Origin of the sequence: Paraflavitalea speifideaquila (assembly GCF_032395985.1) — a bacterium.
Lineage (GTDB): Bacteria > Bacteroidota > Bacteroidia > Chitinophagales > Chitinophagaceae > Paraflavitalea > Paraflavitalea speifideaquila.
The window spans coordinates 5,962,710-5,984,301 of sequence record NZ_CP135920.1; the positions used below are offsets into that span (position 1 = coordinate 5,962,710).

Annotated in this window: 33 protein-coding genes and 1 pseudogene; 10 read left to right on the forward strand and 24 right to left on the reverse strand. The window is 44.9% G+C overall.

The window, feature by feature from the left end:
* Positions 1 to 69: 69 nt before the first annotated feature.
* The 6 genes from RS881_RS61915 to RS881_RS40950 all read right to left on the reverse strand — a co-directional run bounded on the left by RS881_RS61915 (position 70) and on the right by RS881_RS40950 (position 3,089).
* A complete protein-coding gene (locus RS881_RS61915) occupies positions 70 to 594 on the reverse strand; it encodes an NAD(P)/FAD-dependent oxidoreductase (RefSeq protein ID WP_315816057.1) in 525 nt (174 codons plus the stop codon).
* A complete protein-coding gene (locus RS881_RS61920; RefSeq protein ID WP_315816058.1) occupies positions 552 to 1,007 on the reverse strand; it encodes an NAD(P)/FAD-dependent oxidoreductase in 456 nt (151 codons plus the stop codon). The genes RS881_RS61915 and RS881_RS61920 overlap by 43 nt, the downstream gene beginning before the upstream one ends.
* 203 nt (positions 1,008 to 1,210) lie before the next feature.
* The gene (locus RS881_RS40935) at positions 1,211 to 1,498 is read right to left on the reverse strand and encodes a DUF4249 family protein (RefSeq protein ID WP_315816059.1); all 288 of its coding nucleotides are present in this window, start codon (positions 1,496 to 1,498) and stop codon (positions 1,211 to 1,213) included.
* 22 nt (positions 1,499 to 1,520) lie between these two features.
* Positions 1,521 to 1,961 (reverse strand): DUF4249 family protein, encoded by a 441-nt coding sequence (locus tag RS881_RS40940; protein WP_350340298.1) that lies wholly within the window; start codon positions 1,959 to 1,961, stop codon positions 1,521 to 1,523.
* Positions 1,955 to 2,095, reverse strand: a complete 141-nt coding sequence (locus RS881_RS40945; protein ID WP_315816061.1) for a hypothetical protein — start codon at positions 2,093 to 2,095, stop codon at positions 1,955 to 1,957. Before RS881_RS40945 ends, RS881_RS40940 begins: the two co-directional genes overlap by 7 nt.
* A 136-nt stretch (positions 2,096 to 2,231) precedes the next feature.
* Entirely contained in the window at positions 2,232 to 3,089 is an 858-nt protein-coding gene (locus RS881_RS40950; RefSeq protein WP_014217201.1) for a sigma-70 family RNA polymerase sigma factor, read from the reverse strand.
* A gap of 405 nt (positions 3,090 to 3,494) precedes the next feature.
* Between RS881_RS40950 and RS881_RS40955 the strand changes: the two genes are divergently transcribed.
* Positions 3,495 to 3,866 carry a BlaI/MecI/CopY family transcriptional regulator gene (locus tag RS881_RS40955; RefSeq protein ID WP_315816062.1) on the forward strand — a complete coding sequence of 124 codons (372 nt, stop codon included), beginning with the start codon at positions 3,495 to 3,497 and terminating at the stop codon, positions 3,864 to 3,866.
* Positions 3,863 to 4,216: a hypothetical protein gene (locus RS881_RS40960; protein ID WP_315816063.1), complete on the forward strand. Its 354-nt coding sequence runs from the start codon at positions 3,863 to 3,865 to the stop codon at positions 4,214 to 4,216. The genes RS881_RS40955 and RS881_RS40960 overlap by 4 nt, the downstream gene beginning before the upstream one ends.
* 121 nt (positions 4,217 to 4,337) lie before the next feature.
* On the opposite strand, the gene RS881_RS40965 is transcribed toward RS881_RS40960, so the two are convergent.
* Positions 4,338 to 4,526: an SAM domain-containing protein gene (locus tag RS881_RS40965; RefSeq protein WP_315816064.1), complete on the reverse strand. Its 189-nt coding sequence runs from the start codon at positions 4,524 to 4,526 to the stop codon at positions 4,338 to 4,340.
* A gap of 113 nt (positions 4,527 to 4,639) precedes the next feature.
* Here RS881_RS40965 and RS881_RS40970 point away from each other — a divergent pair, with 113 nt between their 5' ends.
* From RS881_RS40970 to RS881_RS40980, 3 genes are read left to right on the forward strand one after another with little or no spacing between them, the layout of a single operon-like run.
* Complete coding sequence (locus RS881_RS40970; protein WP_315816065.1) at positions 4,640 to 5,065, forward strand: hypothetical protein; 426 nt, start codon at positions 4,640 to 4,642, stop codon at positions 5,063 to 5,065.
* A 45-nt stretch (positions 5,066 to 5,110) separates the two neighbouring features.
* The gene (locus RS881_RS40975; protein WP_315816066.1) at positions 5,111 to 5,341 is read left to right on the forward strand and encodes a hypothetical protein; all 231 of its coding nucleotides are present in this window, start codon (positions 5,111 to 5,113) and stop codon (positions 5,339 to 5,341) included.
* On the forward strand, positions 5,311 to 5,706 hold the full coding sequence (locus RS881_RS40980) for a hypothetical protein (protein ID WP_315816067.1): 396 nt from the start codon (positions 5,311 to 5,313) through the stop codon (positions 5,704 to 5,706). The genes RS881_RS40975 and RS881_RS40980 overlap by 31 nt, the downstream gene beginning before the upstream one ends.
* Before the next feature lie 478 nt (positions 5,707 to 6,184).
* Here the strand turns inward: RS881_RS40980 and RS881_RS40985 are convergent, their stop codons facing one another.
* Genes RS881_RS40985 through RS881_RS41000 form a run of 4 tightly spaced genes read right to left on the reverse strand, consistent with a single transcriptional unit; the run spans position 6,185 to position 7,321 of the window.
* Positions 6,185 to 6,376, reverse strand: a complete 192-nt coding sequence (locus tag RS881_RS40985; RefSeq protein ID WP_315816068.1) for a hypothetical protein — start codon at positions 6,374 to 6,376, stop codon at positions 6,185 to 6,187.
* Entirely contained in the window at positions 6,373 to 6,930 is a 558-nt protein-coding gene (locus RS881_RS40990; protein ID WP_315816069.1) for an AIR synthase family protein, read from the reverse strand. The genes RS881_RS40985 and RS881_RS40990 overlap by 4 nt, the downstream gene beginning before the upstream one ends.
* Complete coding sequence (locus RS881_RS40995) at positions 6,927 to 7,049, reverse strand: hypothetical protein (protein WP_315816070.1); 123 nt, start codon at positions 7,047 to 7,049, stop codon at positions 6,927 to 6,929. Before RS881_RS40995 ends, RS881_RS40990 begins: the two co-directional genes overlap by 4 nt.
* A complete protein-coding gene (locus tag RS881_RS41000; protein WP_315816071.1) occupies positions 7,025 to 7,321 on the reverse strand; it encodes an AIR synthase related protein in 297 nt (98 codons plus the stop codon). Before RS881_RS41000 ends, RS881_RS40995 begins: the two co-directional genes overlap by 25 nt.
* Positions 7,322 to 7,704: 383 nt before the next feature.
* Between RS881_RS41000 and RS881_RS41005 the strand changes: the two are divergent.
* A pseudogene (locus RS881_RS41005) lies at positions 7,705 to 8,648 on the forward strand (bifunctional riboflavin kinase/FAD synthetase).
* 32 nt (positions 8,649 to 8,680) lie between these two features.
* On the opposite strand, the gene holA reads toward RS881_RS41005, so the two are convergent.
* Together holA and RS881_RS61925 are read right to left on the reverse strand one after the other, a co-directional pair.
* Positions 8,681 to 9,337 carry a DNA polymerase III subunit delta gene (gene holA, locus RS881_RS41010; protein ID WP_315816072.1) on the reverse strand — a complete coding sequence of 219 codons (657 nt, stop codon included), beginning with the start codon at positions 9,335 to 9,337 and terminating at the stop codon, positions 8,681 to 8,683.
* Between the two features lie 19 nt (positions 9,338 to 9,356).
* Positions 9,357 to 9,464: a hypothetical protein gene (locus tag RS881_RS61925; protein ID WP_425476312.1), complete on the reverse strand. Its 108-nt coding sequence runs from the start codon at positions 9,462 to 9,464 to the stop codon at positions 9,357 to 9,359.
* Between the two features lie 439 nt (positions 9,465 to 9,903).
* Here RS881_RS61925 and RS881_RS41015 point away from each other — a divergent pair, with 439 nt between their 5' ends.
* Together RS881_RS41015 and RS881_RS62675 are read left to right on the forward strand one after the other, a co-directional pair.
* Positions 9,904 to 10,299 carry a hypothetical protein gene (locus tag RS881_RS41015; protein WP_315816073.1) on the forward strand — a complete coding sequence of 132 codons (396 nt, stop codon included), beginning with the start codon at positions 9,904 to 9,906 and terminating at the stop codon, positions 10,297 to 10,299.
* A gap of 194 nt (positions 10,300 to 10,493) precedes the next feature.
* The gene (locus RS881_RS62675) at positions 10,494 to 10,961 is read left to right on the forward strand and encodes a DUF8428 domain-containing protein (protein ID WP_527250441.1); all 468 of its coding nucleotides are present in this window, start codon (positions 10,494 to 10,496) and stop codon (positions 10,959 to 10,961) included.
* Here RS881_RS62675 and RS881_RS41020 read toward each other — a convergent pair.
* The 6 genes from RS881_RS41020 to RS881_RS41045 all read right to left on the reverse strand — a co-directional run bounded on the left by RS881_RS41020 (position 10,945) and on the right by RS881_RS41045 (position 14,446).
* Positions 10,945 to 11,103 carry a hypothetical protein gene (locus RS881_RS41020; RefSeq protein WP_315816074.1) on the reverse strand — a complete coding sequence of 53 codons (159 nt, stop codon included), beginning with the start codon at positions 11,101 to 11,103 and terminating at the stop codon, positions 10,945 to 10,947. The two genes, RS881_RS62675 and RS881_RS41020, sit on opposite strands and share 17 nt — an antisense overlap.
* Before the next feature lie 113 nt (positions 11,104 to 11,216).
* Positions 11,217 to 11,660 (reverse strand): hypothetical protein, encoded by a 444-nt coding sequence (locus RS881_RS41025; RefSeq protein WP_315816075.1) that lies wholly within the window; start codon positions 11,658 to 11,660, stop codon positions 11,217 to 11,219.
* Positions 11,630 to 12,403, reverse strand: coding sequence for a hypothetical protein (locus RS881_RS41030; RefSeq protein WP_315816076.1), 774 nt, complete (start codon positions 12,401 to 12,403; stop codon positions 11,630 to 11,632). The genes RS881_RS41025 and RS881_RS41030 overlap by 31 nt, the downstream gene beginning before the upstream one ends.
* Entirely contained in the window at positions 12,400 to 12,927 is a 528-nt protein-coding gene (locus RS881_RS41035) for a hypothetical protein (RefSeq protein ID WP_315816077.1), read from the reverse strand. The genes RS881_RS41030 and RS881_RS41035 overlap by 4 nt, the downstream gene beginning before the upstream one ends.
* An 11-nt stretch (positions 12,928 to 12,938) precedes the next feature.
* Positions 12,939 to 13,811, reverse strand: coding sequence for a DUF8818 domain-containing protein (locus RS881_RS41040; RefSeq protein ID WP_315816078.1), 873 nt, complete (start codon positions 13,809 to 13,811; stop codon positions 12,939 to 12,941).
* Positions 13,808 to 14,446 (reverse strand): hypothetical protein, encoded by a 639-nt coding sequence (locus RS881_RS41045; protein ID WP_315816079.1) that lies wholly within the window; start codon positions 14,444 to 14,446, stop codon positions 13,808 to 13,810. Before RS881_RS41045 ends, RS881_RS41040 begins: the two co-directional genes overlap by 4 nt.
* A gap of 252 nt (positions 14,447 to 14,698) precedes the next feature.
* Between RS881_RS41045 and RS881_RS41050 the strand changes: the two genes are divergently transcribed.
* Positions 14,699 to 15,154 (forward strand): hypothetical protein, encoded by a 456-nt coding sequence (locus RS881_RS41050; RefSeq protein WP_315816080.1) that lies wholly within the window; start codon positions 14,699 to 14,701, stop codon positions 15,152 to 15,154.
* 56 nt (positions 15,155 to 15,210) lie between these two features.
* Complete coding sequence (locus RS881_RS41055) at positions 15,211 to 15,510, forward strand: hypothetical protein (protein ID WP_315816081.1); 300 nt, start codon at positions 15,211 to 15,213, stop codon at positions 15,508 to 15,510.
* Between the two features lie 53 nt (positions 15,511 to 15,563).
* Here RS881_RS41055 and RS881_RS41060 read toward each other — a convergent pair whose 3' ends face one another.
* From RS881_RS41060 to RS881_RS41080, 5 genes are all read right to left on the reverse strand, one after another.
* The gene (locus tag RS881_RS41060) at positions 15,564 to 17,180 is read right to left on the reverse strand and encodes an ABC-F family ATP-binding cassette domain-containing protein (RefSeq protein WP_315816082.1); all 1,617 of its coding nucleotides are present in this window, start codon (positions 17,178 to 17,180) and stop codon (positions 15,564 to 15,566) included.
* 170 nt (positions 17,181 to 17,350) lie between these two features.
* Entirely contained in the window at positions 17,351 to 19,492 is a 2,142-nt protein-coding gene (locus tag RS881_RS41065; RefSeq protein ID WP_315816083.1) for a S9 family peptidase, read from the reverse strand.
* Positions 19,493 to 19,594: 102 nt separating this feature from the next.
* Positions 19,595 to 20,077 (reverse strand): VOC family protein, encoded by a 483-nt coding sequence (locus RS881_RS41070; RefSeq protein WP_315816084.1) that lies wholly within the window; start codon positions 20,075 to 20,077, stop codon positions 19,595 to 19,597.
* Between the two features lie 260 nt (positions 20,078 to 20,337).
* Positions 20,338 to 21,087 (reverse strand): succinate dehydrogenase/fumarate reductase iron-sulfur subunit, encoded by a 750-nt coding sequence (locus tag RS881_RS41075; protein ID WP_315816085.1) that lies wholly within the window; start codon positions 21,085 to 21,087, stop codon positions 20,338 to 20,340.
* Positions 21,088 to 21,158: 71 nt separating this feature from the next.
* On the reverse strand, positions 21,159 to 21,464 hold the full coding sequence (locus RS881_RS41080) for a four helix bundle protein (RefSeq protein ID WP_315816086.1): 306 nt from the start codon (positions 21,462 to 21,464) through the stop codon (positions 21,159 to 21,161).
* Positions 21,465 to 21,592: the final 128 nt, after the last annotated feature.

The window sequence follows — 21,592 nt, forward strand, 5'->3', positions numbered from 1 at the left end:
AATTGTAATATTATTTTTTCGGTATCACCGAAAGTATTGTAATACAGCAGCGGAGACCTGCTATTAACATTAGACCAAACCTTTAGCCGACAGGTAACGTTCGGCATCCAGGGCGGCCATACAACCACTACCGGCAGCTGTTACGGCCTGGCGATATATTTTATCCTGTACGTCACCAGCAGCAAAAACGCCTTCAATATTGGTTTTAGATGTACCGGGAATAGTTTTGATGTAACCGGCTTCATCCATATCGATGATGCCTTTGAAAATGGTGGAATTGGGTTCGTGACCAATGGCTACAAAGAAACCCTGAACGGAAATGGTTTGTTTTTCGCCAGTCTTAATATTCCTGATGCGAACGGAATCCACCTTATTTTCGCCCAATACCTCATCGGTTTCGGTATTCCAGTATACTTTGATATTGGGAGTAGCCAATACCCTCTCCTGCATTACTTTGGAAGCGCGCATGGCATCCTTGCGTACAAACATGTGTACAGTAGATGCCAGCTTGGAAAGATAAAGTGCTTCTTCAGCAGCGGTATCGCCTGCCCCTACAATGGCCACCTCTTTGGTACGGAAGAAAACCCGTCGCAAACGGCACAGGCACTTACCCCAAAGCCATTGAGCCGCTGTTCGCTTTCCAGGCCCAGCCATTTGGCCGAAGCGCCGGTTGCAATGATAACAGCATCGGCTTCTATCAATTTCTCCTCATCGATCCACACTTTATAAGGTTGTTGGGAAAAGTCAACCTTGGTAGCCAGCCCAAACCGGATATCGGCGCCCATACGGGTAGCCTGCTTTTCGAAATGGATCATCATTTCGGGGCCTTGTACGCCATCGGCATAACCAGGATAGTTTTCCACCTCAGTGGTAATGGTCAATTGACCGCCAGGCTGAATACCCTGGTACAATACTGGTTTCATATTAGCCCTTGCTGCATATATAGCTGCTGTATATCCTGCCGGACCTGATCCTATAATTAAACAATGTACTTTTTCGCTTTGCATATTCTATTTTTCTTACAGACAATTTGCAAAAATAATGTGTAAAGGGTTAACAAATCACCAGGCTTAGCAGACCTTAATAGGCTGTGAATAACCTGGTGTGTAATATAACAGTTTACAGGTTAACAAGTTTAAAAGTTGAAAAGGGTGGAAACTGTTTCCCCGATCAACCAGTTAACCTGTAAATCTGTCAACTAATTAACTTATCATCGGGGTATAACCAGGGTAGTATACTGAACGGCATAACCGCCAAAATAGCCCAGGGCGCCTCCATTGATATTGTTAAGTACTTTAACAGGGGAAGAAAAAGGATGGCCGATGCTGGAGTAATTGTATTCCATGGTACGCCAGAAATCGAAAGTAGCTTTGTCAATATTACAGAATTTCACGGTTACCACATCACCCCGGTAAAAGAACGCATAATCTTCCAGGTCAATAGACTCATTCCTGTTTACTCCATGTTCAATCTGTACATCGTAGGTTTTTCCATCCACGATCTGGTCATCAAAAACCGAATTAAGGCCCGGGTAAAAGGGTTCGGCATTGGACTGGGTAAAGTAGCGGATATAGTTGCCAAAGCCAGGGGATCGGTGGTGCGGCCCATAGGATCACCTTGTTGGCATCGGTATTGACGGGAGCCGGTTTCCACCAAATGGAATCAATGGTTTTGGTAAGACGGGGAATAGTGGTTTGGGCTGTATATTCTTTGCCATTTACTTTTACCCGCAGGGAGTAACTTGTATTGAATTCGCCTTTAAAGGCGGTGGCCAGGTTGGCCGAATCAATGGAATAGTAATAAACGATATAGCCATTATTGGCCGGCAAGGCATATTCTTTAAGGAGGTGTGTGCGGGTGCCGTTGGAAATAGACACTTCGGCATTACGAATAAAGGAGGCCGCCAGCGAATCGGGTGATATTTTACTGAAGTAATGGAGACTGCGGGAAAGGATTACAATGGGGGCTGGTCATTCTCGATCGTGGCTTCTACCACCACCATTGGCCCGGCATTACGGGGTGCGAAAGAAATGGCTTTTTCGCAGGATACGAGTATCCCCATGAGCAATATAGCCAGACCCAGGCGCTTGAACATACCTTATAAAGATATGGAATGCAACAAAAACCCGGCTGGTTTTCACCATACCGGGCTTTTATGTTGATTAACGTACTAATACTAACCTAAATATGGTTGTACCTACCTGGGAACGGTGCCCCGGTAAGCTGGAAAATTATCCTAAATAGGCTTTCAGCGCATTGCTGTAGCGGGCTTTCTGTAAGCGCTTAATAGCCCTTTCCTTGATCTGACGGATACGTTCTTTGGTAAGATCGTATTTCTGACCGATCTGCTCAATGGTAACACCATTTTCGCCATCGAGGCCAAAATAAGCGTTTACGATCTCTGCTTCACGTGGGCTGAGGGATTTCAGTACGCGGCGGATCTCGTTACGCAAGGAGTCTTTCATCACGTCATCATCGGTATCATCACCGCCTTCCAGGAGGTCGCCCATAGCCACATCTTCGGCTTCGTGCACAGGGGCATCGAGGGAGGTGTGACGGGTATTGCTCTGGAAGATATTGTTGATCTCGGTTTCGCTCATTTCAAGCAACTCGGCCAGTTCTTCGGTGCTGGGCTCGCGCTCATGCTCCTGTTCAAAAGCCATATAGGCTTTATTGGCCTTGTTGTAAGTGCCAATCTTATTTTGAGGCAGGCGTACAAGACGGCCTTGTTCGGCCAAAGCCTGTAAAATTGACTGACGGATCCACCATACGGCGTAGGAGATAAATTTAAAACCCTTGGTTTCGTCAAACCGCTGGGCAGCCTTGATCAAACCGAGGTTGCCCTCGTTGATTAAGTCACTGAGGGACAAGCCCTGGTGCTGGTACTGCTTGGCTACGGAAACTACGAAACGAAGGTTCGCCTGAACTAACTTATCCAACGCTTTCTGATCCCCCATCTTGATCCGCTGGGCAAGTACAGTCTCCTCTTCAGGAGTAATCATCGGAATTTTTGAAATTTCCTGCAGATATTTCTCTACTGCCTGCGAGTCACGATTAGTTATCTGGGTAGCAATTTTGAGCTGTCTCATATCAAATTTCTAAGTATAAAAATTACTTTTGGGGCAGGGTACAGTATCAACAATATATAGACTGAGAAAGTTCAGGGCAGGTTGCAAATCAACTGCAAATGAGCTGTTAATGTGTCCGTTCCGTCCAGAACCGTCTGCAAAAATAACACGCAATCCCGAAATCTCATAGCTTTTGTGGATAAAAACAAAGCTGTGGAGGGCATACTTCGGATTGAATGTCAGCACAAACGATTGTCCCTAGGGGTGATAGTAAGCTGTAATCTGCGCCAACACTACTATAGACGCTGTAACTATTTAAAACCTGTGCGATCAGGATAATGGCAAAAAACATTGTGGATAACCCCTAAAAAGATTTTGTAACTAAAAAAATAGTTATAGATTTGGGGTACAACTAAAAACATAGTTATGAAACCGCTCACTAAAGCCGAAGAACAGGTTATGCTGGTAGTATGGGACCTGGGGCAGGGGTTTCTAAAAGAGATTATGGAGCATATTCCGGAGCCGAAGCCACACTCCAATACGGTGGCCACTATTCTTAAGATATTGATTGACAAAGAATTTGTAGAGTATGAGGTGCAAGGACGCAATAACCTGTATAAACCAAGGGTCAGTAAAACAGATTATGGCAAAAAGAGTGTTAACCAGCTGGTGAAGGGTTATTTTGAAGGCTCGCCAGCCAAGCTGGTTTCGCAGTTTGTACATGACAACAAGCTCAGCCAGGAAGATTTGCAGAGCCTGCTCGACCAAATTAAGAAAGCCCAAAATAACCCATCATGATCATTTTATCCTATCTGGGCAAAGTAGTGCTTTGCTCTGGAGTAATGTTTGGATACTATCACCTGTTCCTGCGCAACAAGCGCTTTCACCATTACAACCGGTTTTACCTGATGGGTAGCCTGGTACTTTCAGTGATATTGCCATTGATCAGGATCCCCGTTTTAGAGGCGGAAAGTAATACCCTCCATCAAGTTGTATATCACACAGCCCGGGTGGTGACCCTGCAGGAAGTGCCGGCCATGCTAAGTGAGGAGCAACAGGTAAACGCCTTGATCAGCTTACCCAATCTTATTAAGCTGATGTATGGTGCAGGTATCCTGTTTTTCTGGTGGCCCTATTGCGTAGTTTAAGGTATATCCGCCAGCTATCCCGGCGTTATCCTTTGAAGTAGTAGAAAAATTAAAATTCTACCAAACCCAGGAACCGGGCACACCTTTTTCCTTTCTCCGCTCGATCTTCTGGAATGATCAATTAAATTTTAATAGTGAGCAGGGACAGCAGGTCTTCCGCCATGAGCTGTTCCATGTGCAGCAACGACATTCCGTTGATATTTTGCTGGCAGAGTTGATCGCTATGATCGGCTGGATGAACCCCTTTTTCTACCTCATTAAAAAGAACTGAAAGCCATTCATGAGTTCCTGGCCGACCAATATGCTGCATCTGGCAGCAACAAATACCAATATGCCGAACTATTGGTACAGCAGGTGATGGCTAGCCGTCAACAATCACTTGCGCAACATTTTTTTCAAAACCAACTCAAAAGACGTATTGCCATGATCACTCGACTCAATCAATCCAAGTATGGTTACTGGAGCCGGGTAATGGTATTACCTGTTTCATTGGTACTGTTCTTTTCTGTGACTTTATATGCTGGTCAGCAAAAGGAAGCTCAGGCTACCAATCAGCAAGGCAGTAACACCAGGCAACAAGCAGATAAGTACGTTTCACAGCAAAAGGATATTTATACCAGCCCGCAGCAGGATCTTTATTACACCGATACCGTTCCTGCTAAAGAAAAGTCAGAAGAGGCGATGAAGGTGGAATCAATCCGGCAACAAAAACTGGTGCTGGAAAAATTGCTGCAGGAAAAAGCGATCAAGGGTGATGCACAAAATGATAATGTTATCCAACAAAAATTGTTGGAAATGAAAAAGAATTGGTATTGCAACAAAAGAAAGATATGTGCAGCTGAAGTATAAATTCAAAGATGAAAAAATCATATCCGGCAAGAGGTATTGGAAGAAATGCTGCAGAAAAAGGAAATAAAGGAAGATCAAAAGATCAGTACGCTTATTAAGAAGGAATTGGCAGAATTGAAAACAATGCAGCAACAGCAACAAACTTCACCGGAAGAATTGATACTCTACAAACTGCAAAAAAACGCAGAAGAGAAGCAAGCCCTCGACGCCAAACAACGTATAATATATGAAAAAAAAAAGCGCTATTGCTTGAAGAACAACAGGCAACGTTTATAGAACAATTGAAAAGGGAAAAAGAATTAGAGTTAATGGCCTTACGCCAAAAAACCATGAATGAAGCACATCAGCTATACCTGAAGCAGCGGGCGCTATTAAATTACCAATCGGACGACACCGTAATGATTACCCTGATGCGGTTCTTTAATAAGAATTTCCGCTATCCGGCAGAGATGATAGATAATGACGGCGAAGGCGCTATCTGGTATTCTTTTGCACTGGATGAGCAAGGTAAATTGAAGGATTATGAAATCTATTCAGAAGCACCGGCTGCCGCGCAGGGCAACCTGCAGGAAATTGTGATCATTGCTTACCCTCGTAAAAACAAAGCCGCCGCAACTTACCTGGGTAAGGAAAAAAATTGAGCGATTGATGAAAGCGGAAGTAGAAAGGATCGCTCAAAAGAGGCCTCCCTATTTGGAACGCGAAAGGTGTCCGCAGGCCGTTATTATTATAAAGCTACTTTCAAGATCGAAAAAAGTGAAATAAATCACTGAAACTATTCAATGGCCAGCCTCAACTTTCCATGAGTAAAACAACGTGTCCGATAATGCGCACAAACTGTATCAAAACCGATCATTCCAGGAATGGCCATCGCATTGTTAACAATTGGTTTTCAATAGATAAGAAAATGGCACAGCCCTTGAATCCATGCGACCAGTATTTTTATTACCAACAATAAGTATTACGTTTTTCTATACGCAAGTTAACCTTCGTTAACTACGGGGCAGGTTTCCACCTGCCCCTCGTCAATTTAAGGTACTCCCAAAAACGATTGTCAGGCGCACAGGTCTACCAACGGCGTATAACCACCTCAACAAATTACTATCTGCCCTATGGTCATTAAAAAAGCAACTGGCAGTTACTTACTACCTGATTAATGTTCACCAGGTAATAAGTAGCTGCCAGTCGGTATTTAAATCTAGTATACGATTTCTTCTCCGCCGGTTTTGAGTACCAGTTCTTTTTGTCACTGGCTTCTACCCTGCCTACGATCTTTGCTTCAATGCCCAATGCTGTAGCCGCCTCGATCATGCCGGCAGCAGCGGCTTCGAAGTAAATATTTCCAGGCGGTGGCCCATATTGAATACCTGGTACATTTCGCGCAGATCGCTGCCAGATGCTTGTTGAATGATCTTGAAGATCACCGGCGGCTCAAACAGGTTGTCCTTTACAATGCGGAAATTACCTGGCAGGTATTTCATGCATTTGGTTTGCCCGCCACCACTGCAATGGATCAAGCCATGAATGGCTTCAAATTGGGTATTGAACAACGTTTTTAATAAAGGGGCATAGGTACGGGTGGGACTTAACAGCAGTTGACCGATAGTAAGCTGCGCGCTTTGAGCTGCGAGTTTCGAGTCAGTTCCCAGGTCGTAACCAGCATCCTTTAGCGCATCAGTCATTTTATGGGGTCCGATATAAACCACCTCATCGCTCAGGGAGTTTTCGTATGATTCTTTAAATTGCTGAGCATAGAACTTACTTAGTACATCATGCCGGGCGCTGGTAAGGCCATTGCTGCCAATACCGCTGTTGTAAGTAGATTCATAAACAGCTTGTCCATAGCTGGCAAATCCTACGATCACATCGCCTGCTTGTATTTTTCATTGGTCACCAGTTGTTGCCGGGGCCAGCGGGCTGCCATGGTGCCATTGACGGCAATGGTGCGCACTACATCGCCTACATCGGCAGTTTCGCCGCCCAAAAATGAATATTCACACCGTATTGCTTCAGCTCATCAAAGCATTCCTGTGTACCATTGATGATCACTTCCAGCACTTCACCGGGTACGCGTGATTTATTGCGGTCGATGGTAGAGGAGAAAAGCAGGTTATCGTGAATACCTACGCAAAGCAGGTCGTCCAGGTTCATCACTATGGCATCCTGGGCAATGCCCTTCCATACGCTGATATCGCCAGTTTCCTTCCAGTACAGGTAGGCCAGGATGCTCTTGGTGCCCGCCCCGTCGGCATGCATCAGGTTTACAAAATTGGTATCGCCAGTCAGGTAATCAGGGTAAATTTTACAAAAGCATAGGGATACAAGCCTTTATCTAGTTTTTCGGTAGCCCTGTGCACCTCTTCTTTCTGAGCAGAAACGCCCCGCTGTGAATATAAACTCATGGCGCAAAACTAAGAAAGAAGTCGGGAAGTTGGAAAGCCGCCAAGTCCGAAAAGTCCGGGAAGTCAGAAAAGCCGGGAAGTCCGGAAGTCCGAAAGCTGCAAATACAGGCCCGGATGTCGTGACTTACCGTCTTTCGGACTTACGGACTATTGGACTTTCGGACTTTCAAAGTATTTTCGCACGGCATTTATGAAAGTTTATCATTCAACAGAATCTATACCCCCTTTAAGCGGGCAGTGCTTACAATCGGTACGTTCGACGGGGTACACCTGGGGCATTGGCAAATACTGGAGCAATTAAAGGAAGAAGCCCGCCGGATAGATGGAGAAACGGTAATTATAACGTTCCACCCGCATCCGCGAAAGGTAGTATCGGAAACGCAACCCGCTTTTCAACTGCTTAATACAATTGAGGAAAGGATTGAGTTACTGGAAAAATGTGGTATCGATCACCTGGTGATCGTTCCATTTACAGCCAGTTTCGCCCAACAAAGCCCGGAAGCATACATTGAGCACTTCCTGATAGAAAAATTCCACCCGCATACCATCATCATTGGGTACGACCATCGCTTTGGGCAGGGCCGCACCGGTAATTATAAGCTCCTGGAAGCCTATAGTGAGCGGTCGGAATTTAAGCTGATGGAGATCTCGCCACATGTGATCGATGAAAATACCGTAAGTTCTACGCGTATCAGGCAAGCCATCCTGGATAGCCGGATTGAGCAGGCCAATACTTTACTGGGCTATGATTTCTTTTTCGAGGGCACAGTAGTAGCAGGCAATCAACTGGGCCGGGTATTGGGCTATCCTACAGCTAACCTGCGCATGGAACAGGACGAAAAACTGGTGCCTGGCAATGGCATTTATGTAGTGGAAGCGGAAATTAGAATACAGAAGACAGAAGGGAACAGCCAGGAGGCGGAAGCAAGTGGTACAGTAAATGTCCACTCACCTCTCAAAGGTATGATGAGCATTGGCATACGGCCTACGATTACGGATAACAGGCGCACCATAGAGGTGAACCTGTTTGATTTTAATCAGGACATTTATGGCCGTACGCTTAGGGTATACGTTAAAAATACTTACGCCCGGAACTCAAGTTCGATGGTCTTGAGGCCCTGAAGGAACAATTGGCAAAGGACAAAGTAGATTCACTCCGCTTTTTCGAATCTGAGCTATAGCATACTTGTAGTGCAACTGTATACTCAACCGGCTATGCCATCATCTTTGCTACCATTTCTTTAAGCAAGGAGGCATCAGAGGTACCCGCATCATTTACACCGATGCTTTTGAGGTTGTAATGGTGTAATAATAATAAAGCGCTTTCGGTGCCCTCATATCCATAATTCTTGGCGGTAAGCAGGTAGTCCTTCACAAACCAGGCATTGACACCGATATTCAGGGCTATGGTCTTTTCATCTTTGGCGCTTTGACCAAAGACCATATAGGTTTTACTGAAAAGGTTGTACAAAGCCGGTAAAACCAATTGGATGGGCGCGGCTTTAGGGTTGGCCTCAAAGTATTGGATGATGCGCATGGCCCTGGAAAGATCCCGGGCAGCAATCGCGCTTTGTAATTCAAATGGATTGTACTCCTTACTAATACCTACATATTTTTCAATATCATCTTCTGTTATATTCTTCCGGCTACCCAGGTTCACCAGCATTTTATCAATCTCATTATTGATCCGGCTAAGGTCATTGCCAATATGATCTACCAACAGCAATAATGCTTTCTGCGACATGGTATAACCTTTGGATTGTACCAGCTCATTGGTCCAGTCGGGCAACTGGTTATCATACATCTTTTTGGTAGTAAGCATCTCCCCTTTCTCTTTAAGGGTTTTGGCCAGTTTACTACGCCCATCCACCTTTTTTCCTTATAGGATACTACAAAGATGGTGGACTTAAGGGGTTCTCGATATAAGGTTCCAGCTTATCAATATCCCGCATTTGCTGCGCCTCTTTGAGTAGTACAACTTGCTTATCGGAAAACATGGGATAGCGGCGGCAGGCATTGATGATATCGGGCCAACTGGCATCTTTGCCATAAAAACGGTAAGGTTAAAGCCCGCCTCTGCTTCATTCAGGATATGGTGTTCCGCATAATTAACTACCTTATCAATGAAATAATCTTCTTCTCCCTCCAGCCAATAGATCGGTTTATATTGCTTCTTTTTCCAATCGGATAGTATTTTTCAGCAGACATGTGGGCTTCGACTATTTAAAATTGGTGCAATATTACGCTAAAAAAACCTTGTTTGGAGATGAAATATACACAGCTATAACACAATACTATACTACATTTCAGCGTTTTCCAACCCGCCATCCAGCCCCCTCCCGGGAATTTCTGGCATGGTTTTGGACCAACCCACTATCGAAGCCTAACAAAAGGGTTAGCACCCAAATTTTAAACTTTTGAAAACACATATTAATTATGAGCACAACCAATTATCCATCAGCTAGTCCCCAAAATCAGCCTCCTAAGAAAGATTCCAAAAACCTGATCATCGGCTTACTGGCCGTTGGTATTTTGGGTACATGGGGTTATTTCCTGTGGGACAAAAACAAATCTGACCAACAAATCACTAATCTGCAAACACAATATGTGGCAGTAGATTCTTCCAAGAATGAATTGCAAAAAACTTTTGATGCAGCCGTTATCCGCCTGGATTCACTGACCGGTTATAACAATGAACTGGAAGGTAAATTAAGCGAACGCAACAGCGAGATCTCTAAACTGAAGAACCAGATCGCTGCCAAGCTGAAAAAGACAGGCTTAACGAAAGGGAGAAAAAGAATTGGCCGGTCAAATTGCCGAGCTGAATTCTAAGATCAATAACCTGGAGCAGGAAGTAGCCCGCTTAACACAGGAAAATCAAGTGCTGACTACTGAAAAACTCAGTTAACAGCCGACAAAGAAAAACTTTCTACTGACCTGGCAACTACCAATACTGCCAAGCAAGCCCTGGAAAGAAAGTAGATGTAGCCATTACCCTCAATGCTTCCAACATTGCTATCACACCGATTGATGTAAGAAGCAGCGGTAAAGAAAAGGTTACTACTACTGCAAAAAGAGTAGACAAGCTGGTTATCTCTTTCGATGTTGACAATCGTATTGCAGATGCAGGCGCTACAGATGTATATGTAGCAGTAACTGATCCCGAAGGAAAGCCAGTAACTGTTGAAGCACTGGGTTCCGGTACCTTCACTACCCGTGAAGAAGGCGACAAGTTCTACACTTTCAAAATGCCTGTAAACATTGAAACTGGCAAGAAAACACACGTAGAATATCCCTGGAAACAAAACAGTGGTTTCAAGAAAGGTAACTACAAAATTGAAGTTTACCACAATGGTTTCAAGATCGGAGAAGGCGTACGTGAACTGAAAAAAAGGTGGCATCTTCGGATAATTCTCTATAGGATATTTAACAATATGGAAGACCGTTCCGGCTATACCGGGACGGTTTTTTATGCCCCTATAACAAGGCCCTGATGGCCGCTCTCCCCACATGTACTACCCTTGAAGTACCCGGTTTACGCCCTTCATACTGGATATTTATTTCGAGGTTATTCGACAGGCGCTTGGTAAGATCCAGGTTCCAAAGAAAGTTCTTACCTGGCAATAAACCATCCAACAGGATATAGGCAGCCGGTGAATTGGTATTGGGATTGGGGGCGAGTGAACTATAAGAAATATTGTTATAGGTAAAGCGCCCCAGGATAGAAGTGCTTTGCAGGATATTGTACTTTATTTCGGAACTAAGAGCATTGGAGGCCGACTTTTCTTTGCTGCCGGATTGGTTTTCTTATCAGTGAATTTATATCCTACCATGGCCCGGAAATTGGCTCCCCTGGTAAAGGTCAACCTGGGCTCTACCGCATATTGGTCGATCTTAAAATTACGGTTGTCGAATTTGGGGTTAGAGGTATTGAGCTGGTTAACGCCGGTTTTACCACTCAATTCCAGCATGAACATCCGGGTAATATTCCATCGCCCGCGTAGGTTCCACTCTTCCAGCTTACGGCTTTCATATCCATAAGTAAGCAAGGATTTACTGCTATTGCGCGAATTGTTGAGGTCAAACCCCCATTTAGGACTGAACCGGTTAAAAGAAAAGGTATTGACGAAAATAGAATTGAGGGTGATCAGCGAGGTATCATTTAAAGGAGCTTTGAAAGGATTGAATTGCACAATGCCCCGGGCAATTTCTTTTTATTGAGCTGTAAAGATGATTGCAGGTTCACATTGGCCAATAGCTTAGCGAATCCCCTGGCGGTAGACATATTAATGATCGACCGGGGATTCAAACCCAGGGTATAATTGAAGGTATTGTAATTGGCCTTCACAAATTGATTGGTAGGGGTAAATATGCGAATGTACTTGGCCTGGTCCTGGAACAAAGCCACCTCAAATTCATTGAGTTGCTGAATGCCATCGTTGTTATAATCGATCCAGGTATATTCACCTTGACCCGCTGGTACTTCCAGGTAAGCGTAATCACGCTTTTGTTCCTGCCCCGCTCCTACCTCATACAATACATTGCCGGTAAGCATGCCTCCCCATTCATTCACGAGGTATTCGGCCCTTCCCAACAGGCTGTTATCGGCCTTTTGAGAGGTTACCTTGTCATTGAGGATGGTGAGGGTGCGATACGTGCTATTAAAGCGAAACTGGTGCCTTTCATTCTTAAGCAGTTCAGCAAAGACATTTATGTTATGGCTTCGATCGGAAGTAGCCAGGACTTTACCCAATGGATAGGCATTGGTACGGGTAAAATAGATCACACCCCAGTGATTGGGTTTGGCAAGATCTGATTTAATGGAGGCCTGGAAGTTCTCAAAGGAAAAGCTTTGGGGTAATACGGTATCAGAGATCTTATTTTGGATCTTATTGTGCTCTATGGAATAATTCAATCCCAACGTATAATTCTTCAAGCCAGGAAACTGGCGGGAGATATCAATAGTAGGGCGTAAAAATACCCTTTATCTGTAACACTGTTTACATTGGAATACATGAACACATTGTTCAGTTTCCAGCCCTTAATGATCTGATAATGGCTAATGGTATTGCGGATACCTGTAAAAATGCTACCCCGGGTATAACGCGTAAACTGATACTTGACCGAATTACCCTTGGCATCCAGCAGTTGTGCTCCTCCCGTGGCTATGGCTTCATTTTCGGGTGTTACCTGAAATGGCAATCCCCAATCGCGGGTAAACTCCACATTCCTTAATCTCTCCAGTGGCTTAAACTTTGCCTCTACATATTCAAATCCACCTTCGGTAACCAATTGTAATCCTACTTTGGACGATTTAAACGGGGTGGTATTTTTCAATAGCACTTTGCCGGCATATCCTTTATCGTTGCCTTTATCCTTGGTTGAGAAAGTATTGATATCATAATTACTCATGGCCACTTCGGTATTGAGGACCATATTCCTGGTGATATTGTAATCCACTCCAATGCTTATCAGCTGCTGTTTTTAGGTGTTACCAGTAGAACGGCTGGTTCATACTGTCCCTGTAATTTTCCATCTATGGGCGCTACCCAGCGGTATACTTTTCCGTTGGCGCCATTGAGGTCAGGGATATAATTACCATTCCCCACACCTACATCAATAAAAGAAAGGCTGTAACGGGCGCTATCGGGATTGGTACTGTATACAAAGATCGAATCGCGGGCAGGGGCTCCGGTATAAGTAGTATCTATTTTCTTGTACAGTATTTTACCGGCCGCAAAAGTATCGAGGCTGGCAGTAGGATAAAAGGCCCTGGATACACTATCGCCAATAGCATTCAAAAATTTCTTCTGTTGGGCGTCCAGCGATTGATTGATGGGTGAACTTTTGGCATCTGCATTATTGAAAAAGCCGATGCGTAGTTTTGCCTTTTCACCCAGCTTTACTTCATCGGCCAGGTAGATATTGGAGTTGAGGTAATTTCTGTCGGCATATTCAAACTCTACCTGGATACGCCGGTCTTTGGTGATCATTCTTTTGGGCGTAAAGGCAATTTCGGCAGTGTTATAATTGATCACATAATCCTGGTCTTCGCCCCGCTGCAGTAATTCTCCATCAATATATACCCGTTCTGTATTGGCCAGCACTACAAAGAAGAATTCATTGTTGGCGCCCTGCAAGCGGTAGGGCCCCTGGTTACCTTCCTGGCCATTAAACACATTGCGGGTGAATTTCCCCTTAGCTATGGAGCCGCTTACCAGTAGGTTATTGCTGATGGAAGGGGTAATGGCGGTGGTAGTTTCAAATGAAATACCCTGCAGGCGTTTATAAAAGCTGAGGAAATAGCTTTGTTGTTGACGGATATCAATATCACCTAGACTCAATGCCCAGTTCTTCTTTTGAACTGGAGGAAGATGCGGTCAAATTCATTGAGCTCCTGGGTGGTACCATCTGGCTGAATGGGGATATTGTTGTCGGTAATGGCAGCAACGATCTCTATACTATCGGCCAGGTACCCATTCAGCTGCAGGTTGAGGTTGGAAGTAACCACGGCATCCTGGCTGTTGCCAAAGGAAATGGCCCTGCCGAAACTACCATTGTAATTGATATTGCCAAAGTTGAAGAACCCTTCGGATGGGGATATGCCGGCATAATTGGGCGCAAAAGGCTGGCCGATGAAATTGTTCATGATGCTGTCATACTTCATCCTGTTCATCACCGCATTGAGCCGGGCGGGGAAAACGCGGTAATAGACCACCAGGGTATCCAGGGCAGGCCTGGATTTCCAGGTAAGTAACCCATTCACAAAATCGATGGTATAGAGGCTATCCGGCGCCCCCAGTATGAACACCGTTTTGGGAACGATGCTAAGGGTATCTAGCTGAACCACGGTTTGGTTGGCAAGGATCGTCTTTTCCCGGAGGTTGGACAAAGATTTCTCTGTCCGCGGAGCCTGGGCAAAAGCCGGCTGCAGTATGGATAGACTCAATAAAGCAAGTATCAGGATCCTCCAGATCAACAAACTGCAATTTCGGTTAACAGAATTCCTTTCTGCAAGTGGAGGGCAATTGGGCTTCCAGAAAGGCAACCTATATAAAGCCCTCTGATTTTCATGTTTTTAAGCATCAACAGCAGTAGCCTTATTTATAGCGTTTAAAATTAGGATTTTATTGCCTCAACAGGGCTTTTATCGTCGTAATATACCGGCAACCTGCTCTATGCAACGTATAGGTTTGACCGGATGTCTTCTTCACAACCTTTCCATCATCGCATGAAACAACTCTTTATTACCTGCTTTTTAGTTATTGTTATCCTCAGCAGTTGTACCCGCTACGCTTATTTTCAGCATCCGATGCATACCAATACGAATGCTTACAAAACCATTCCCACCAAAGGCGAGCATATCGCATCAGCCACCTTTGCCAGCGGCAGTATTACCACAGGCGGTGCAAATGATGATCATCGGGATGGTTTTACGGCTTTCCTGGGCTCGGTATACAGAAGCCACAACCTGGGCCATTTCCAGGCCTGGTATGGGGTAAGTGGCGCCCTGGGCAGGTATAAAGTAACTTCCGTTACCAACGACAGAGACCAGTATCGCAATGACAACATGAACGATTCGCTGATCAATGCCCGGCAGGGCGGGAAATTCTTTGGCTCCTGGGGAGCTATGGGAGGCATTAACGTAGTGATACCTTTTACAATGGCGGTGAATGGAGGGCAATAGGCACAGAGATTTCCTGGAACAATGAGTTTGGGAAATACCTGGATTTCCGGCAACAATTGCCGGATACGGCCGCCAACCTGATCGACCGTAACCGGCAGTTCCTGACCCTGGCCATCCATTCAGATATTTTAGTGCCTATTACTGGTGGCTTTATTGGCTACAAGATTGCAGCGGTTTTCAATCCCCGGAGACTGAAGGGATTTGATAAGTACGCCAAGCCGGAAAGCTATAATTCCAACTATGTGGCCAACACCTTTCACCTAACCATCCGAAGGGTCACCGGTTATTGCCAGTTGAATATAGGCAGTTTTGCCCTGGGGTTACAGTTGGGCGCCAACCTACGTTTAGGCAAATAAAAAGGCGGGAACATTGTCCCGCCTGTATCTTGTATAAGTAGCTTCTTATAATCTTACGCCACATTCAGCTTCCTGGCCTGCTTTTCTTCCAGGTACTCATCAAAGCTCATCAGCTTATCGATAACACCTGTGGGGGTCAATTCGATAATGCGGTTGGCCACCGTTTGCAGGAAGGTATGGTCATGAGAAGTGATCAACACAATACCTTTGAAGTTTTCCATGCTTTCGTTGAAAGCCTGAATAGACTCCAGGTCAAGGTGGTTGGTAGGCTCATCAAGGATCACCACATTGGGGTCCTGCAACATCATGCGGCTGATCATACAACGTACTTTTTCACCTCCGCTCAGTACACTCGTTTTCTTCATGATCTCATCGCCACTGAATAGCATCTTGCCCAAAAAGCCACGCAGGAAGGGTTCATCCACATCCGTAACATGGGGTGGAACATATTGGCGCAACCAGTCCATCAGGTTGAGACTACCGGTAAAGAATTCGGAGTTATCATTAGGCAAGTAGGCTTTGGATACGGTGGTACCCCATTCAAACTTACCGTTATCTGCCTGTTGGTTACCGTTGATGATCTCAAAGAAAGCGGTTACCGCCATCTGGTCATCGGCCACAATGGCCACCTTATCGCCCTTATTGAGGGTGAAGCTGGCATTGGAAAACAATGCCCGGCCATCGAAAGACTTTGAAAGCTTTTCTACATTCAATATCTGGTTACCTACTTCACGCAGTTGCTTGAAGATGATGCCAGGATACTTACGGTTGGAAGGGGTAATATCTTCAATAACCAATTTCTCCAGGGCTTTCTTACGGGAAGTGGCCTGCTTGGATTTGGAAGCGTTGGCACTGAAACGCGCAATGAACTCCATAAGGTCCTTGCGTTTTTCTTCCATCTTCTTATTCTTATCGCCTGCCTGGCGGGCTGCCAGCTGGCTGCTCTCGTACCAGAAAGTATAGTTACCGGTATAGATCTTGATCTTTTGACGATCCACATCGGCTACGTGTGTACATACAGAATCGAGGAAGTGACGGTCGTGGGATACTACGATCACAATATTCTCATAGCTGGCCAGGAAATTCTCTAACCAGGAAATAGTAATCACATCCAGGTTGTTGGTAGGCTCATCGAGGATCAGTACATCGGGATTACCAAACAATGCCTGTGCTAACAGTACCCTTACCTTCAAGGCACCACTGATATCTTTCATCAGGGTTTGGTGCACTTCTTCTTCTACACCCAGCTCACTTAAGAGGGTTGCCGCATCGCTTTCGGCGGTATAGCCGCCCATTTCTCCAAACTCACCCTCCAGCTCACCGGCACGCAAACCATCAGCTTCGGTAAAATCCTCTTTGGTATAGATCGCATCGCGCTCCTGCAGCACCTTCCACAACTTGGTATGCCCCATCATCACCGTATTCAATACGGTGGATTCATCAAACGCAAAATGGTTTTGATTCAACACCGCCATCCGTTCGCCGGGTGTGATGTCGACTGTGCCTTTATTAGGCTCAATTTCGCCAGATAATATTTTGAGGAAGGTAGACTTACCGGCACCATTGGCACCAATAACTCCATAGCAGTTACCCTTATTAAAAGAAAGGTTTACCTCATCAAACAAAACCCGCTTGCCAAAAGAGAGTGTTACGTTATTTACCGATATCATATTTTAAATCTGAATTTCAGGGCGCAAAGGTACGATAAATAGGTGGATTAGTTGACAAGTTAATAAGTTGATAAAAGACTGATTATCAGACAAACTTCCTCAATTTCTATTCCCCCTGGTCTTTAAACCCGGCTCTTATCAACCTATCAACTTTTCAATCATTCAGCGCCCTATTCCGTTTTCCCTTCCAGCGCCAGGTAGAAGGCATAGCGCAAAGCCACATCTTTCAGGTAATCAAAACGGCCTGAAGCGCCTCCATGGCCAGCTTCCATATTGATCTTGAAAAGCACCACATTACTATCGGTTTTCAACTCCCGCAATTTGGCTACCCATTTGGCAGGTTCAAAATACTGCACCTGAGAATCGTGCAGACCAGTGGTAACCAGCAGGTTGGGATAGGCTTTCTTTTCTACATTATCATAAGGAGAGTAAGACTTCATATAGAAGTATTCAGCGCTATCGGCTGGATTACCCCACTCTTCATACTCACCAGTAGTAAGAGGAATGGATGGATCAGACATGGTAGTGATCACATCCACAAAAGGCACATCAGCTACTACTCCATGCCACAGATCGGGGCGCAGATTGGTGATAGCACCCATGAGCAAACCACCCGCGCTGCCGCCATTGGCATACAGGTGTTCTTTGGTAGTATACTTTTCGCTGATGAGGAACTCCCCTGCATCAATAAAATCATAAAACGTATTCTTCTTTTTAAACAGGTGCCCGTCATCATACCACTGGCGGCCCATTTCTTGTCCACCACGTACATGCGCAATGGCATATACAAAACCTCTGTCCAGCAAGCTGATCACATTGCCATTAAAACCAGGAGACATGCTGGAGCCATAAGACCCATAGGCATACAGCAACAAGGGATTGCTGCCATCTTTCTTCACGCCTTTCTTGTATACCAGCGATATGGGAACTTTCGCACCATCACGGGCAGTGGCCCATACACGCTCGGAAGTGTACAGGTCTTTCTTATAACCGCCCAATACTTCCGTTTGTTTCTTCAATTCACGCTGCTGGGTATCCATATTGTAATCATAAATGGAACTGGGCGTGGTCATAGAAGTATAAGAGAAACGGAGCACATTGGTATTGTAGTCGGGATTAACATTTACAAAAGAAGTATATACGGCTTCATCGAATGTTATGTAGTAGTCCTTCTTGTCGGTTTGATTAATCACCCGCAGTTGGTTCAGGGCATCTTTCACTTCGCTCAATACCAGGTGGTTCTTGAAAACAGTGAGGCTGGATACAAATACATCTTTACGGTGTGGTATCACTTCTTTCCAGTTCTCCTTTGCTGTTTTCCCTTCGGGCGTTTCCATCAACCTGAAATTGGGAGCATCCCAATCGGTAAGCACATAGAACTTATCGTTAAAATGCTCAATGCTGTATTGCAGGTTATTCTGCCTTGGCAGAAAAATACTGAAGTTGCCTGTTGGGTTAGCGGCTTCCAGCAGCCGGTATTCTGTTGATACCTGGTTCATATCAGACACGATACCTACATACTTTTTTGATTTGCTGCGGAAAATACCTATGTAAAAACGATTGTCTTTCTCTTCATAAACCAGTACATCCTGCCTGGCATCGGTACCCAATACGTGGCGCCATACCTGGTAGCCTAATAAAGTAGTAACGTCTTTCTTAATGTAAAAGAAGGTTTTGTTATCGGCTGCCCAGGCAAGGCTGCCTCCTTCTACATTGGGAATATTTTCAGGATAGATCTCTCCTGTTTTCAGGTTCTTGAACCGCAGGCCATATAAGCGGCGGCTTACAGAATCCACTGTATAAGCCAGTAATTCATTGTTATCACTCACCGACCTTCCGCCAATGGAATAATACTTGAATCCTTCGGCCATTTTGTTCTGGTCCAACATGACCTCTTCCGGCGCTTCCAGTGTTTCTTTCTTGCGGCAAAAGATGGGATATTGTTTTCCCTCTTCAAAACGGGAATAGTACCAATAGCCATTGTTCTTGAATGGCAGGGATTCATCTTTTTCCTTGATACGACCTTTCATTTCGGCAAACAGTTTATCCTGCAATGCCTTGGTGCCAGCCATCATCGTATCCAGGTAAGTATTTTCTGCTTTCAGGTAGTCTATTACCTTGCTATTATCACGCTGATTAAGCCAATAATAATCATCGATACGGGTATCGCCATGTGCTTTGAACTCCTTGGGTTCTTTCCCAACGCCAGGCGTCTTAATATCCTTGGGCCACTGATACGTTTGCATAGTTGTAGAACTTTGATTACAGGCAGTTAACCAAACAGCCAGGAACAATAAACATAGATTTTTCATGCAGCAGGTTTTTAATGGTGCTGAAAGTACTCAATCAAGGCAGTTGGTATTACCTCTGGTGTAAAGAATGAAAATTCACGGGAAATGGGTAAAACGCGTGCATCACGCTTCGGCCAGCAGGCCTTCCACATCCAGGTGTTCGGTGATCATTTGCAGGTTGCCGGCCGCATCCAGAGGCCATAGCTCCCTGGGTTTATCCCAATACAGCTCTACCCCATTGCCATCGGGATCATCAAGATAAATAGCTTCCGATACGCCATGGTCCGACATACCCGTCAACGGATATTTGGACTCCATTAGCCTTTTCAATATCTGACCCAGGTCTTTCCGGGTGGGATACAGGATGGCTGTATGAAATAAACCGGCAGCTTGTTGAGGCGCAGGCGGTGCGTTTTTACTGTACCAGGTATTGAGACCAATATGGTGGTGATATCCTCCCGCAGAAATGAAAACTGCCTGGGAACCATAACGTTGCATAATCTCAAAACCCAGCAGGCCCTGGTAAAATGCCAGCGACCGGTCCAGATCGGCCACCTTTAAATGCACATGCCCAATGCGTGTTTGAGAAGGTATTTTATATTCCATCAGCTAAACTAACAACAATTGAGGAGTAAAGGTTGAAGGAGGGTATTAGCTGTTGGATATTAGCCTTTAGCCTTGAAAATGTTCTCTGGTTCAGGGGCAGCCGCCCTGAAAGGGCGACCCACCCTAGGGCCTGCATCGAGCGCGAAAAGTGTCACCACTTGCCAATCTTTAAAGGCACAAAAAACCGGCCATAAGCCGGTTTATAATTATTTATAAGCTCATCTAAATCCTCAAAATGCAATAGATCCAGATTCCCACAATTACTTATCAATGGTCAGTCCGGCACGCAGGTACTCGCTGTTGAGGCGGGCAATATTACTGATGGAGATCTCTTTGGGACATACGGCCTCACAAGCGCCCGTATTGGTACAACCGCCAAATCCTTCTTTGTCCATTTGAGCAATCATATTCAGCGCACGGTCTTTACGCTCTGGATCACCCTGTGGCAATAAGGCCAGGTGAGAAACCTTGGCAGATAAAAACAAACTGGCCGAGCTGTTCTTACAGGCTGCTACACAGGCGCCACAACCAATACAGGCTGCATTGGCAAAGGCCAGGTCTGCCTTGTCTTTCTCAATCGGAATAGCATTGGCGTCAACTGGGTTACCCGTATTCACTGAAATGTAACCACCAGCCTGAATAATACGGTCAAACGCAGTACGGTCTACCATCAGGTCCTTGATCACGGGGAAAGCTTTCGCCCTCCAGGGTTCTACTACGATGGTATCACCATCTTTATAAGCACGCATGTGTAACTGGCAGGTGGTATTGGCTTGCCAGGGACCATGTGGCCGGCCATCAATATACATGGAGCAGGCACCACAAATCCCTTCCCGGCAATCGTGGTCGAAGGTGATGGGATCTTTACCATCCCGGATAAGCTCTTCATTCAATACATCAAACATTTCCAGGAAAGACATTTCCGATGAAACATTTTTTACCGGGTAGGTTTCAAATTGTCCCCTGTCGTCCTTATTCTTTTGTCTCCAGACCTTGAGAGTCAGATTCATTGTATAATGCTCCATGTGTATGAAATGTGTTAATTAGACAATTTGATAATTTGAAAATGCATTAAGAACATTTACATCGGGTGTTGAATTTTAGCTTTGGCTGAGGAAATAATTTTGGACAAAATCTTCATGATCTCATCTAATGCTCTCCTCAGTTCAGGTCTAAAATGGTATCCCTCACTTTTTTCGCACAACATCAACCAGTACAAAATTTCACTCCCCTCTTTGGCCGCAATTTTCATTTTGTGAATAAAGTCAGCCTTACTTTCAGCATTTTGAGCTTCAAATACGTTAGCTCCAATTGATGTACCTGCGCGTAAAAGCTGCTTAGCTATTACATATTTCCGATTGCATTCAAGAACTTCACAATACTTCACAACAGCCAGCGAAAAGTTGAACGTTTTTCTACGATCACATTCTCTTTGTCGTTTCTCATACTTTGAAAATTAGATAGTGGATGTAATTTTTCATTCTCAAATTACCACATTCTCAAATTTTCAAATTA